The 13,356-nt window shown below is 37.8% G+C and carries 10 protein-coding genes; 5 read left to right on the top strand and 5 right to left on the bottom strand.

Annotated features, from left to right (window positions below; all coding sequences use genetic code 11):
* Positions 1 to 452 precede the first annotated feature (452 nt).
* Positions 453 to 1,958: an alkaline phosphatase D family protein gene (locus ACTBZY_RS20955; protein WP_463048341.1), complete on the top strand. Its 1,506-nt coding sequence runs from the start codon at positions 453 to 455 to the stop codon at positions 1,956 to 1,958.
* 452 nt (positions 1,959 to 2,410) lie between these two features.
* On the opposite strand, the gene ACTBZY_RS20960 is transcribed toward ACTBZY_RS20955, so the two are convergent.
* Positions 2,411 to 3,427 carry a trypsin-like serine protease gene (locus ACTBZY_RS20960; protein ID WP_463048342.1) on the bottom strand — a complete coding sequence of 339 codons (1,017 nt, stop codon included), beginning with the start codon at positions 3,425 to 3,427 and terminating at the stop codon, positions 2,411 to 2,413.
* Positions 3,428 to 3,626: 199 nt separating this feature from the next.
* Between ACTBZY_RS20960 and ACTBZY_RS20965 the strand changes: the two genes are divergently transcribed.
* Together ACTBZY_RS20965 and ACTBZY_RS20970 are read left to right on the top strand one after the other, a co-directional pair.
* Positions 3,627 to 4,532 carry an NAD(P)/FAD-dependent oxidoreductase gene (locus ACTBZY_RS20965; protein ID WP_463048343.1) on the top strand — a complete coding sequence of 302 codons (906 nt, stop codon included), beginning with the start codon at positions 3,627 to 3,629 and terminating at the stop codon, positions 4,530 to 4,532.
* On the top strand, positions 4,519 to 4,980 hold the full coding sequence (locus ACTBZY_RS20970) for a GNAT family N-acetyltransferase (protein ID WP_463048344.1): 462 nt from the start codon (positions 4,519 to 4,521) through the stop codon (positions 4,978 to 4,980). Before ACTBZY_RS20965 ends, ACTBZY_RS20970 begins: the two co-directional genes overlap by 14 nt.
* 643 nt (positions 4,981 to 5,623) lie before the next feature.
* On the opposite strand, the gene ACTBZY_RS20975 is transcribed toward ACTBZY_RS20970, so the two are convergent.
* The 3 genes from ACTBZY_RS20975 to ACTBZY_RS20985 all read right to left on the bottom strand — a co-directional run bounded on the left by ACTBZY_RS20975 (position 5,624) and on the right by ACTBZY_RS20985 (position 9,431).
* A complete protein-coding gene (locus ACTBZY_RS20975; protein ID WP_463048345.1) occupies positions 5,624 to 6,964 on the bottom strand; it encodes a 7TM diverse intracellular signaling domain-containing protein in 1,341 nt (446 codons plus the stop codon).
* A 125-nt stretch (positions 6,965 to 7,089) separates the two neighbouring features.
* Positions 7,090 to 8,061, bottom strand: coding sequence for a UDP-glucuronic acid decarboxylase family protein (locus ACTBZY_RS20980; RefSeq protein WP_463048346.1), 972 nt, complete (start codon positions 8,059 to 8,061; stop codon positions 7,090 to 7,092).
* Between the two features lie 56 nt (positions 8,062 to 8,117).
* Entirely contained in the window at positions 8,118 to 9,431 is a 1,314-nt protein-coding gene (locus ACTBZY_RS20985) for a UDP-glucose dehydrogenase family protein (RefSeq protein ID WP_463048347.1), read from the bottom strand.
* Between the two features lie 543 nt (positions 9,432 to 9,974).
* Between ACTBZY_RS20985 and ACTBZY_RS20990 the strand changes: the two genes are divergently transcribed.
* Together ACTBZY_RS20990 and ACTBZY_RS20995 are read left to right on the top strand one after the other, a co-directional pair.
* A complete protein-coding gene (locus tag ACTBZY_RS20990) occupies positions 9,975 to 10,601 on the top strand; it encodes a gluconate 2-dehydrogenase subunit 3 family protein (RefSeq protein WP_463048348.1) in 627 nt (208 codons plus the stop codon).
* Between the two features lie 30 nt (positions 10,602 to 10,631).
* Complete coding sequence (locus ACTBZY_RS20995; RefSeq protein ID WP_463048349.1) at positions 10,632 to 12,341, top strand: GMC oxidoreductase; 1,710 nt, start codon at positions 10,632 to 10,634, stop codon at positions 12,339 to 12,341.
* Between the two features lie 109 nt (positions 12,342 to 12,450).
* Here the strand turns inward: ACTBZY_RS20995 and ACTBZY_RS21000 are convergent, their stop codons facing one another.
* On the bottom strand, positions 12,451 to 13,323 hold the full coding sequence (locus ACTBZY_RS21000; protein WP_463048350.1) for an inositol oxygenase family protein: 873 nt from the start codon (positions 13,321 to 13,323) through the stop codon (positions 12,451 to 12,453).
* Between the last annotated feature and the right edge of the window lie 33 nt (positions 13,324 to 13,356).

A 13,356-nucleotide genomic window follows, 5' to 3' on the forward strand; every position in this document is an offset into this window, starting at 1 on the left:
TTTATTTTGATAGCAGTAATTAACCTGCCTTGGGTAGGTTAATTGCTATCTTAAGCCACACATACTTGGCTACTTGTATCTACTAATAGGTTACTAAAACCACGTGGTTAAGCGGAAAAGGTCTCACTAGGTCTCCAACCAAGATAATGTCTTTGGCTGTTTATTAGAGCATATATTATTAATACGTTTTGCCCTTCAAGCATTCTAAACCGCTAACCAAATAATCAATCTATTACTATTAACTGTTTCATGGCTCAAAACGAGTATTTTGAGTTCGTTATTCAGAAAGCCAAAGTATCTAATTCGATGGGCATGATTTCGTCGACAAAAGATTCATTTAAATCTTGATGCTAAGAAGTAAGCTTAGCTGAAATGCATAAATTTGGACGCAATGAAAAACCATGATTTCTAAACAGATTTTCAAATTCAAACCCTTCGAAATAGTATATATAATGAGATTTAATAAACTGACGTATCCATTAGCGGTTGTGCTGGTTACACTGTTAAGTACCAACTCTTTTTGCCAAACCGCAGAAGCTGTTTCAAAACGTTACGACGTCTCCCTAAGAGAAGCACATATAGGAAGTTTAGAAATAGATACCCAGCTGCTGGATAGTTATATTACCCTTCCTTCCAATGTTAGACAATTTTATCTAGACGCTAGAAGTGTTTTTGAGAAAAATAAAGTTGACTTTACGGACATGAGAATTGTTATGGCTGCCACCAAAAATGATATAAGCTTAATGGCAGGACCAATGTTAGGAGATATAAAAGAGAATGGGGTAAGTATTTGGCTTAGACCATCAAATTTACTGCCGATTACGATTGTAGTAACTGCTTTAAATAGTAACAAAAAGAATACTTACACATTAAAACCTACAGCTGCGGGTAAGGAACAACGCTTAGTCTTAAATGATTTGTCTCCATCAACGAAGTATAAATATGTTGTAATATCACAGGCTATCAAAATAGCGGAGGGTGCTTTCCAAACTACATCAAAAATTGAGGAAAAGAATGAAATAAGACTAGCTTTTGCTTCAGATTTCCATAAAATAGGTCTTCATAATCCAAACCTCATGGATGCTATTTTAAAAAGAGAGCCAATTGCGATGATGCTTCTAGGTGATCTTGCGGTGGATGACAGAGAGATTAATATGAGCATGCATAGGTCTGACTATTTACTTCGTGATGTTTCTCAAGCTTGGAAAAACCTTTCTGCAAATGTTCCTTTATATGCGACTTGGGATGATCATGACTACCTTAACAACGACCTAAGCGGTCTACCTAAAGGGGTTACAAAAGAAGACAGGGCTGAACTGCGAAAGGTATGGCGTGAAAACTGGAACAATCCCAAAACTGATGCGGAAGGAATTTACTTCAATACGCGAATAGGTCAGGTAGAAATAATAATGCTTGACACCAGATCTTATCGGGAGAACGAAGAAAGAGGAGAGTATCATTCCTATTTGGGAAAAGAACAACTTGGTTGGTTGAAAAATGTTTTAGCTCATTCTACCGCACCTTTTAAGATTATTTCTAGCGGAACCATGTGGAGCGATTATATCTCTGAAGGAAAAGACTCATGGGGAACTTGGGACACGCTGGCTCGGGATGAAATTTACAAGTTTATAGAAACAGAAAATATCCCAGGCGTACTATTACTAAGTGGAGACCGACATGGTGCACGCGGTTTCACCATTCCTAGAGATTCAGGATTTGAGTTCTACGAGTTTGGACCTGCTTCCTTAGGAGGAGTGCCTGGACCAGAAGCAATCGCGAAAAATTCATCGAGTCAAATGTTTGGTTATCTTGGTTTAGGACTAAAAGCTTTTGGCGAATTTACATTTAACATGGGAGGAAGTGAACCTCGAGTTACATTCCGATTAATTGATGAATTTGGGGATATCATGGAAGAATATAACGTGCCATACAGTAAGTTAACGCCACCAAAAGAGTAGCAGTTGATTGAACCCGGATTATGCATGAGACAATCTCCCGATTTTATCGGGACTGTAGCTAAATTGCTTCAAATCAGTATACTTTGTCAAGCTCATCAAAGGCTACACCCAATTAAACTTAATCACCATAGCGTGCTATGCTAATTCCCTTTAATTGTCTGATTTATTGCACATTAAAACTCATAATGATTCCCCAACGCATAATCCGGGTTGAATAAACCGCTCCACTAATAAATTCTTGCCAAATCAAAAAAACGGCAAGAATTAGTCTTCCCATTTATAAGTAGCAGGCTAAAACGACGGGACTTTAATAATGCTCAATTCTTCGTCTCTTAATGGATAGCTGGTTTCGGAACAGGTGTTTGAAAGGACATATTAACTCCTATTCGGATTTAGGCTTTTGGGAACAGCGGCATCAAATTTTGGAATACCTTTAGGAAAGAGCAATAGCCTTATTTAATGGTTTCTGAAATCCAGCTGGCATTTGAGGCTGTCCTGATAAAAATGCTAATATCTCCGTAGGAAGAATCCTTGTGATTTTTTATGGGTTCGTCTGCTCCACCAGATAGCACTCCAATCATGGTCCAACCTTGACTGGTTTTGATAAAAAGTGGACCTCCGCTATCTCCAGTAATGGTAGTCCCTTCCAATTCCAAGGCTTGAGGACTGCTGGTGCCCCCGCCCAATGACTTTTCATCCTCACTCTCATAACTATCACCAAGCGTATTAATCAGACCGTCTGGTGAATCGAAATCAATGGCCAAAAGGCCTCCTAGGTAAGTCTTGCCATTTATGCTGGTCCTTTTTCCGGTGGTTCTCCTATCCAAAATGTTTTCAAAAGCATGCTTGGGAGAAAATGCGTCCGCGTCTCTTCCGATCTGCTGACTGTAATCACCAAAACCGGCAAACCATACTTTAGAACCTATAGTCTCTATATCTAAGGTATAATTTACATTGGCTGGTTTAATGGACAGCATGGGTGTTTTTAACTTAACAAGACATAAATCATTGGCATAAAAAAAACCATCATTGTCTTGAATCCAAGTAGGGTGAAAAACCAATTTCTCCACCTCGTACATTTCAGGTTCACCATTGGGGTCATTACCAAAAAACACCTTTATTCCATTAACTTTTCCTGGACTTGATTGCTCATCTGCTACAAAAAAATTATGCCCTGCAGTAAGAATCCATTCCGAAGAAATAAGGGTGCCTGAAGCCACATATTCTATTTCATTACTTCCATTTAAACTATAGCAGAATTTAACAACAGGCGAAAATGAAGGATAGTCATTACCACTATAAATACCAGAATTTGTGGCTACCAACTCATAATCCGACAAATCTCGGTCGTGCCGAATACCAAATGTAATAGTAGCATTATTCTCTGGAATAGGTTCCGAATCTTCCAATTCTCCACATGAAAAAAGAAGAGAAGAAAGTAATAAAAAATAACTAAGTTTTTGATTCAAAATACTTGATTTATGGGATATAAATCTATTCTATTTTCAACAGAAATATTGTTAAAACCTTAGATAAAGTTTTGCTCAAAATGTTAATTATAATTTCACGTTTTACACCCTATATGCAACAATGTTGCATATAGAAATTTTGGCAACTATATTTGCTTAAAAATTGATACCATTCCATTAACAAAACAGAATTTAGCACATGAAAGTCCAGCCCGAATTAGATGTCATAATAGTAGGAGGAAGTTACGCAGGCTTGTCGGCCGCAATGGGTCTTGGAAGAGCCTTAAGAAACGTACTCATTATTGACGCTAGCAAACCTTGCAACAAACCAACACCTCATTCACATAATTTAATTACGCATGACGGTTCCCTACCTCATGAAATAAGTGCATTGGCTAAAACACAGGTTTTAAAGTATGATACGGTACGATTTTGGAATGATACTGTGACAGATATTTATAAGGCTCAAAATACCTTTACCGTAGAAACCAGCACAGGAAGACATTTCACAAGCAAAAAACTAATTTTTGCTACAGGCCTAAAAGACATCATGACAGACATTCCTGGACTTGCAGCGTGCTGGGGCATCTCTGTCATTCACTGCCCTTATTGCCATGGTTATGAATACAAAAAAGAAAAAACTGGCATCATAGCCAATGGCGATATGGCCTTCCACTACGGCAAATTGATTTCTAACTGGACTTCTGAATTAACTATTTTCACCAACGGTACATCAACACTTACGCCAGAACAAACCCAAAAATTAGCAGACCATAACATCCAAATTATAACGGCCGAAATAGAAAGTTTAAGTCATGAAAATGGGTATTTAAAAAGCATCTCATTAAAAGATGGTTTTATCACCAATTTGAAAGCGGCTTATGCCAGCATACCTTTTGAGCAACACTCCACCATGCCCGTTAAGTTAGGTTGTGAATTAACCGAAATGGGACTTCTTAAAGTGGACAACTTGGGTAAGACCAACATCAAAGGTATATTTGCCTGTGGAGATAACTCCAATATGAGGTCTTTATCCGTAGCCATAGCTTCTGGTAGCATGGCCGCCGCTGCACTTAACTTTGAACTTATAGATGACACCTTCTGATTTGGATACGAGATTTTACCTTGACACGCCATCAGCTTTGGAGTATCCTCAGCTTTTGGCTCTATGGGAGAACTCTGTCAGAGCTACACATCATTTTTTAAAGAAGGCGGATATAGAATATTTCAAACCTCGCATTTTAAACGAATATTTTGATGCCGTGGCTTTAAAAACCATTAGAACTCATAAAGGAGACATTCTTGGATTCATGGGTACTGCGGAACAGAATTTGGAAATGCTTTTTATACATTCTTCCTATATAGGAAAAGGAGCTGGAACAAGACTCTTAAAACACGCCATAGAAACCATAGGTATAAAATATGTGGATGTAAACGAGGGAAACGAGAATGCATTAGCATTTTACATTAAACATGGCTTTGAAGTAACAGGTAGATCGGAAAAGGACGGCACAGGTAAGCCCTACCCTATCCTTCATTTGACTTTAGCTTAAACCCTGCATTAAAGCTAGACATTGGAATTTTCATATACGCTTAGTGTATTTCATTCCCTGTACATTTCCTTTTGACCAGCATTCTTGAAAGCGGGTGAAAACTGTACTCAATGATAACGCTTGGATATTTTGGACAGTTGAGAATGTCTGACCTGAGAACTATACCTCCTAGCTATAACATGTTGAAGAAGGGGCTTTAATAATTAAGGGTACTTCACTAGCTATATTCTTAATACTAGGATTACTCTTCCTCGTTTGCGTTCCTTTTATACTATTAGTTAAGAAAGGGGCAGGTAAAATAAATATTGTAGACGCTCATTAGAACCGCAATTACCACGCTCCGCGGTACTAAATGCAGAAAGAGATTTTCCGATGGAAAATCTCTTTCTTTTGTAATACATAAATAATCCTAATTCACAGACCCACCGCCTCCAAAGAGAACAATTGGTATCTCGTTGGGGCGGGATAACGCGTCTGCTATTAAACTAAAATTATTTCTTCATGGCTATAAATACAATGGCGAAAATCGTCCAAAACAGTCGATCATCCAATTTTAATAGGGGTAGTCTGCGGGTAGTTTGTGGGTAGGCAATAGGAGAAATGGCTTTAAACGTCGATTTGAGCTAGTTTTACAAAAGCTAGTTCAATTTAAAGATTCAACAAATCCTGGCTGTATTTCACTTCTGCTTTTAATGTTAAGTTTAGCATAAAGTTTTTTGGTGTGATACTTAACCGTATTTACTGAAATAAATAATTCCTCCGCTATTTCCTTGTTTATTTTACCTGCGGCAATTAGCTCTAAAATCTCTATTTCTCTCGAGCTTAAAACATCTGCGGTAATGTCATTTTCTTTTCCTTCATTGAGTTTTTGAAGTTCATCTTCCAAAGAGGTCAGTTGTTTTGTATAGTCATAAAGTTGACGCCCCATCACCTTATAATCCAAGTGCAGCTCCCGCATTCTATAGACAACCGCATAACTTAAAAGCATCATTTCCAAAAGCCCTCCTATTTTCATATACTTGGTGGTAATGCCCAAATTGGCCCAACCGATAAGTGGAGATATGAAAAAATCACAAGCCATAATTAATATAAAGAAGTAGGCTATTACAAAGATTTTAGAATAGGTGTTTTTACGAAACAAAAACACAGCAGTAAACCAGATTAATATCAAAATGGAAATAACCAAAAACTCGGATACTTTCATTACTAAGAACGAATCTGTCATGACATAGACGACTAAACTTATCAAAACAAAAGCATTTAATGAGAATAGTATGGTTTTATATTGCTTCCAATAGTTTTCCATATTCAAATAATCCATCGCAAATATGGTTCCCGTTAAGCCTACAAAAAAATGTGTTAATATCTCCAAATAAGAATATATGTAGGCATTTTGACCAAACAGCAAGTGACTAAATCCGTCTCTTTGAAACATAGCGACACTAATAAAAAACAGAAAAACACTGTAAAGGAGAAAACTCTTTTCCTTCAAACTAAAGAAATAAAACAGGTTCATGACCAATACCATTACGGTAAAGCCGTAATAAAACCCTGAAGTAAGTAAACTTTTGTTTTCCTGCTGATTGAATTCCTTATGGTTTGTAAACCTAAAAGGAATAAAAGCCTCCATTTCACAGGTCACCTTTAGAAACGCCACTTTATTTGCTGGTAAAATGAAAGTAGGAAAAACAGAACCGGAAACAGGAGAAAACATAAAGCCATCAATAAAACACACCACTTCCTTAATATGTGAAGATGTTACTTCACATGCCTTTTCCTCCGAAATATTTTTAATTTTTATCCAATAGACACCATTGAGAGAACCCTCATTTACTTTTTCTTCAAAGTCAATAAAAGGTTTTTCAAGAACATCTTCTAGGTTTTCTGACTGTGAAGCAGACCTATAAAAAGAAAGTTCTTGAGCTGCTAGATGTAAGGGTTGGAGTAAAAATAATAGAAAGAGACCTCCTACAATTCGTTTCAATTTTATTTTCAATGGTTAAAGTTTTGCGAGTTTACAAATTTTTAACCTGTCAAGAAAGAAGCTTTGAACATAAAAAAGCCCGAGGACTGATGTCATCGGGCTTAAAAGAAACTTAGCGAATTGTTTTAAAACTCTTTATGCTTGGCTTCGTCGAACAATCTATCTTTTGAAAATCCTTTGAAATATTCGAAAGTTATGGCAAGACCCTCTTCTCTTCCAACCTTTGGCTCCCAGCCCAAAATCTCTCTTGCTTTGGTAATATCTGGCTGACGTTGTTTCGGATCGTCTACTGGTAAGTCCTTGTAAATTACCTTTTGGTCTGTATTGGTCAATTTGATGATCTCTTCCGCAAAGTCCGCTATCGAAATCTCAATTGGATTACCAATATTAACAGGCTGAGCATAATCCGAAAGCAACAATCTATAGATACCTTCCACTAGATCATCTACATAACAAAAAGAACGTGTTTGACTACCATCTCCAAAAATGGTTAAATCTTCACCTCTTAAAGCTTGACCCATAAAAGCAGGAATGACACGGCCGTCGTTCAGTCGCATTCTAGGGCCATAAGTATTGAAAATCCTTACGATTCTAGTTTCTACCCCATGGAAAGTATGATAAGCCATAGTCATAGACTCCTGAAAACGTTTGGCCTCATCATAAACACCTCTTGGACCTACTGTATTCACGTGTCCCCAATAGTCCTCTGTTTGAGGATGCACTTGTGGATCACCGTAAATTTCAGAAGTAGAAGCAATTAAAACTCTGGCATTTTTTACTCTAGCTAAACCCAAGCAGTTGTGAATACCCAAAGAACCTACTTTCAATGTTTGAATAGGAATCTTTAAATAATCAATTGGCGAAGCTGGAGAAGCAAAATGAAGGATATAATCTAATTCACCCGGAACATGAATAAACTTGCTCACGTCGTGATGATAGAACTCAAAATTCTCTAATTTAAACAGATGCTCTATATTTCTTAAGTCACCTGTTATCAAGTTATCCATGGCTATGACATGATAACCTTCTTTAATAAATCTATCACAAAGGTGAGAACCTAAAAAGCCTGCCCCACCCGTTATTAGTATCCTTTTCATTTAAACTTTAAATATTTAACTTAAGATTGAATGTCGAATCTTCAGCCAAAATACATTTACTGAACAATTGATTTCCTTCCAATTGAATGGTAGGTAAACCCCTTTTCCTGCATATTATTTAAATCATACAAGTTTCGACCATCAAAGATAACTTTGTTTTTTAAAGCTTCACCAATTTTATCGAAATCTGGAGACCTAAATTCTGGCCACTCTGTCATGATCATGAGTGCATCTGCTCCTTCTAAAGCATCATACATGGAAGTGGCATAAGTTACTTTTCTACCGATTTCTTTTTTGATATTTGGCATAGCTTCTGGGTCAAAAACCACCACTTTAGCTCCAGCTCTTCTCAAAGACTTAATATTATACAAAGCGGGTGCTTCTCTAATATCATCGGTGTGAGGTTTAAAGGCCAAACCCCACATGGCTATGGTTTTTCCTTTTATGTCTCCGCCAAAATATTCCTTCAGTGTAGGTATCATTTTGGTTTTCTGCTTGTCATTCACCTGCATCACAGATTTCAATATTTTGAAATCGTAATCATATTCAGAGGCCGTTTTACCTAAAGCCTGAACATCTTTTGGGAAACAACTTCCACCATATCCAATTCCTGGAAATAAGAAACGCTTACCTATTCTGCTATCTGTACCTATTCCTCTTCTAACGTTGTCTACGTCTGCACCAGCTTTCTCGCAAAGGTTAGCTATTTCGTTCATGAAGGTGATTTTCATAGCCAAAAACGAGTTTGCGGCATATTTCGTCATTTCAGCAGAACGTTCATCCATAAATATCACAGGATTACCCTGACGTACTAAAGGAGCATAAAGACGCTTCATGATTTCTTGAGCCCTTACAGACTCCGTACCTACCACTACCCTATCTGGCTTCATAAAGTCATCTACGGCTACACCCTCTCTTAAAAACTCAGGATTAGAAACCACATCAAACTCAACCGTAGCATTTGCCGCTATGGCTGCCGTTACTTTTTCTGCAGTTCCTACGGGCACCGTACTTTTGTCTACGATAACCGCATACTTTTTCATGGTTTTGCCCAAATCATGAGCTACACCCAAAATATACTTTAAATCTGCAGACCCATCTTCACCCGGAGGTGTTGGAAGTGCTAAAAATATAACCTCCGCATCTTTTATACCATCTTCTAAAGAAGTCGTAAAAGTCAAACGGCCTTCCTTCGTATTTCTATCAAAAAGTACATCTAGACCAGGTTCGTAAATGGTCATTTTACCTTTCTTAAGGCTCTCTACTTTTTCTGGATTATTATCTACACATATAACCGTATTTCCCGTTTCAGCAAAACACGTTCCGCTTACTAAACCTACATAACCAGTTCCTACTACAGCAACTTTCATTTTATATTAATTTTAGTTGAAATTTCTTGACACAAAAATAGTACTTTTCTAATCAACTGCAATTATCTTCAAATAAAAAAGTCTACATATCACCTAACTCGTGCTAGACTTACAAAGACATTTACCCTAGAAAGTCATACATCAACACAGTCAATGTATGACTTTTTAAAACCTTACTAAAAGGAAGCACTTTAACTATTCTGAGAACAAATCATATAAATCGCCACCCAAAACACACCTATGCCACCAGATTATTAACCCTGTAAAGGTGCGGAAACGCTTTCCCAATAAAAGCAGATTTAGATATTCCAAAACTGAAAAGCGTCTAACTTAAAAATAATCCCCAAAGACTATACGTTTTATCAAAAACAAGAATTAAACCTTTCTAATTATAACTATTCCAAGTACCATGGTTCAATGCAAAGGTTTGCAGTAAATAAATCCAATGAAAAACCCCTCAAATTTTGATTTAAAGGCATATTGCCCTTAAATTCACCCCCTCATAGTAATATTTCACTTTAATCTATAAATAAGCGACGAAAATTGAATAGAAGAGAAGCATTAAATCGCGTAGCCATTTTAATGGGTGGAGCTGTTTCAGCACCTACTTTAATGGCTCTTATGGAGGGTTGCACGCCTAAGCAAGCTGGCAATACCCCATTTAGTCTTTCAGCAGACTACCAAAGTTTGGTAGCTGAAATAGCGGAAATCATTATCCCGACTACAGATACACCTGGTGCTAAAGAAGCTGGTGTAGGACCATTCATTGAAACCATGTTGAAAGATTGCTATTCTGAAGCTCAGGGTGCACACTTCATTAAAGGCTTAGATATGGTGGAGAAAAAATCAAAAGAATTAGGTTCTAATTTCCTTTCTCTTTCTAGTGATCAACAAGTAGAAGTTCTTAAAGCAATGGAAGCGTCTGCTGCTGAAGAGAAAGAAGTAGAACAAAAAGCAAAAGAAGTGGATGCCGAAACAGGCAAAGTGAAAGATGATGGCAAAGCTGCAGAGTCTGTAGCACCTTTCTTTAACATCATGAAAGAATTGACCATTTTTGGTTACTTCACTTCAGAGATTGGGGCTACTCAAGAATTGGACTATGTGCCTATCCCTGGAAAATTTGAAGGATGTATTCCTTTAAAAGAAGGTCAAAAAGCCTACGCATTATAGGCCAATTAAAAACTTTAAAGAAAATTAAGAATGAATATTCAAGGAAAAGCAAAGGAGCAAAACACCTTTGATGCTATAGTTGTAGGCTCTGGAGTTTCTGGTGGATGGGCAGCCAAAGAACTGACAGAGAAAGGTTTAAAAGTGCTAATGCTGGAAAGAGGTAGAGACGTAGTTCATGTAAGTGGATATGATGACATGATGAAAGAATCATGGGACTACCCGCACCGTGGCAGAGTAGACAAGCAAGCTGCAGAAGATTATTGGGCGGTGGCCCGTACAGGTTATGCCGCAAATGAAGGCAATCGTGGTCTTTTTGAAAAAGATGTAGACCACCCTTACAAAGAAAAAAGAAGATTTGACTGGATTAGAGGATACCACACTGGTGGTCGTTCTTTAATGTGGGGACGTCAGTCTTACAGATTTAACGAAAGAGACTTCACTGCCAATTTAGAAGATGGTCATGGAGTGGACTGGCCAATCAGATATGGCGACTTAGCTCCATGGTACGACTATGTAGAGAAGTTTGCTGGTATTTCTGGTCAAAAAGAAAACTGGGATGTACTTCCTGACGGACAATTCCAAAAGCCAATGGATATGACCTGTGTAGAGCAGCACTTCAGAGAGTCTTTAGAAAGCAAGTTTGAAGGTAGACATGTAACCATTGGTCGTGTGGCTCACTTAACAGAACCTACCGCAGAGCAAACGGCTTTAGGAAGAGGTACTTGCCAATACAGAAATAAATGTATTAAAGGATGCCCTTACGGTGCATACTTCAGTACGCAATCTGCCACTTTACCTGCAGCCAAGAAAACGGAGAACTTGACGCTTATTAACGACAAGATTGTTTTCGAAGTTATCTATGACGACGATTTAGGTAAAGCCACTGGTGTAAGAGCCATTGACCAGAACACTAAAGAAGAAGTAGAGTACTTTGCTAAAGTTATATTCCTTAATGCTTCTGCTATTAATTCTGCTTGGATTATGATGCAGTCTAAATCTAAAAGACACCCTAATGGTTTAGGAAACATTTCTGACCAACTGGGAAGAAACATTATGGATCACCATTTATCTTCCGGTGCAGGTGGTGTTATAGACGGTTGGGAAGACAAATATTACTATGGTAACAGACCTAACGGAATCTACATTCCAAGGTTTACAAACTGGGGAAATGATAAGAGAGAATTCTTAAGAGGTTTCGGTTATCAAGGAAGAGCCTCTAGAAACAGAGGTGTAGCTTCTGATGCTACTTTTGGTGCTAGCTTTAAAGAATCAAGCACTGTGCCAGGGCAATGGAACATGGGCATTGGTGGATTTGGTGAAACCTTACCAGATGAGTCTAACCTGATGACGCTTAGTGGGGAAAAAGACAGCTGGGGACTGCCAATCATCGAATTTGATGCATGGTGGGGAGATAACGAGCAAAAAATGCGTGTCGCCATGCGTGACGAAGCCGTAGCGATGTTAGAAGCGGCTGGTTTTAAAGACGTTCGTGGGTATAAAGACGAGGAGAAATCTCCTGGTATTGGTATACATGAAATGGGAACAGCCAGAATGGGGCGTGAAGAGAAAACTTCTGTGTTGAACAAAAACAACCAAGTTTGGGGAGCAGAAAACGTTTTCGTAACAGACGGAGCGGCTATGACCTCTTCTTCTTGTGTAAACCCATCTTTAACTTATATGGCTTTAACTGCTCGTGCGGCAGATTTCGCTGTAAAAGAGTTAAAGAAAATGAATATGTAATCTATTCAGACCTTTATAATGAAAGCCCAATGGAGAAATCTGTTGGGCTTTATTTTTTGCATAAAAAAAGGAGAAGCCGCTATGACCTCTCCTTTCTACAAATTCCCTATTAAAACTTTAAAGTATCTGGTAAATATTTCGCCACCAAATCTTCATAATAAGGTCTAAGGGCCTTTGCATCTGGGGGCACTGGCACTTTAGAATAAAGATCGTAAGGGTTAAATTTATCTACCCAGTTAAACATTTTATGATCATGATCAGTCATTAAGTGAGCATAAGCGTTTTCCTTATGTTGAGGATAAAAAGAGTGATATCTTATCATATATAAAGCTTCCTCTGGAAGATAATTCTTCATCATTTGATAAAGATACTCATCATGTCCCCAGCTCATTTTTACTTTATCCAATCCACAGTTAGGCTCGTAAACACCATACTTGGTATTATAACGCTCATCTGTACTATCGGTATTGGCCTGAAAAAATTCTGGATATACTATTTTGTCGGAATGTTTACAGCCTACAGGGAAGGTATCACCTACCACAGCCCACTGAGGCTCTCCAAACAAGCACAGCACTTTTCCCATGTCATGCATAAAACCCGTCAGTACAAACCAGTCTGGATGACCATCGGCACGTATAGCTTCAGATGTTTGTAATAAATGCTGCAACTGATCTAAAGATGTATCTGGGTCAGAATCATCTACTAACGTGTTAAGAAAATCTACTGCGTCCCATAAAGACATTTCCTTTTTATCAAATTTCAAAAACTCTTGCTCTTTTTGAGTTACAAAATCATACGTTTGATGGGTATGATTCAATCTGTAAAACTCACGCACAGTATCTTGTCTTTCAGAGTCAGTATAGTTTCTATATTCCTCTTTTGCTTTTGATTCCTCTTCAGGATATCTCTCCAATAAATCATCCTCCCAATCTTCAATGCTATTCAAAGGATTTATCTCTTTTTCAGAAAATGAATTACTCATTGGTATATTTTTAAATTTCCAACAAATTTCACA

It is taken from the genome of Arcticibacterium sp. (assembly GCF_055134445.1).

What these genes read in the sequence shown, in the direction of transcription:
- ACTBZY_RS20985 (WP_463048347.1), bottom strand. Translation starts at nt 9,431, where the DNA reads ATGAAAGTTGCTGTAGTAGGAACTGGTTATGTAGGTTTAGTAAGCGGA.
- ACTBZY_RS20955 (WP_463048341.1), top strand. Translation starts at nt 453, where the DNA reads ATGAGATTTAATAAACTGACGTATCCATTAGCGGTTGTGCTGGTTACA.
- ACTBZY_RS21000 (WP_463048350.1), bottom strand. Translation starts at nt 13,323, where the DNA reads ATGAGTAATTCATTTTCTGAAAAAGAGATAAATCCTTTGAATAGCATT.
- ACTBZY_RS20970 (WP_463048344.1), top strand. Translation starts at nt 4,519, where the DNA reads ATGACACCTTCTGATTTGGATACGAGATTTTACCTTGACACGCCATCA.
- ACTBZY_RS20965 (WP_463048343.1), top strand. Translation starts at nt 3,627, where the DNA reads ATGAAAGTCCAGCCCGAATTAGATGTCATAATAGTAGGAGGAAGTTAC.
- ACTBZY_RS20995 (WP_463048349.1), top strand. Translation starts at nt 10,632, where the DNA reads ATGAATATTCAAGGAAAAGCAAAGGAGCAAAACACCTTTGATGCTATA.
- ACTBZY_RS20980 (WP_463048346.1), bottom strand. Translation starts at nt 8,061, where the DNA reads ATGAAAAGGATACTAATAACGGGTGGGGCAGGCTTTTTAGGTTCTCAC.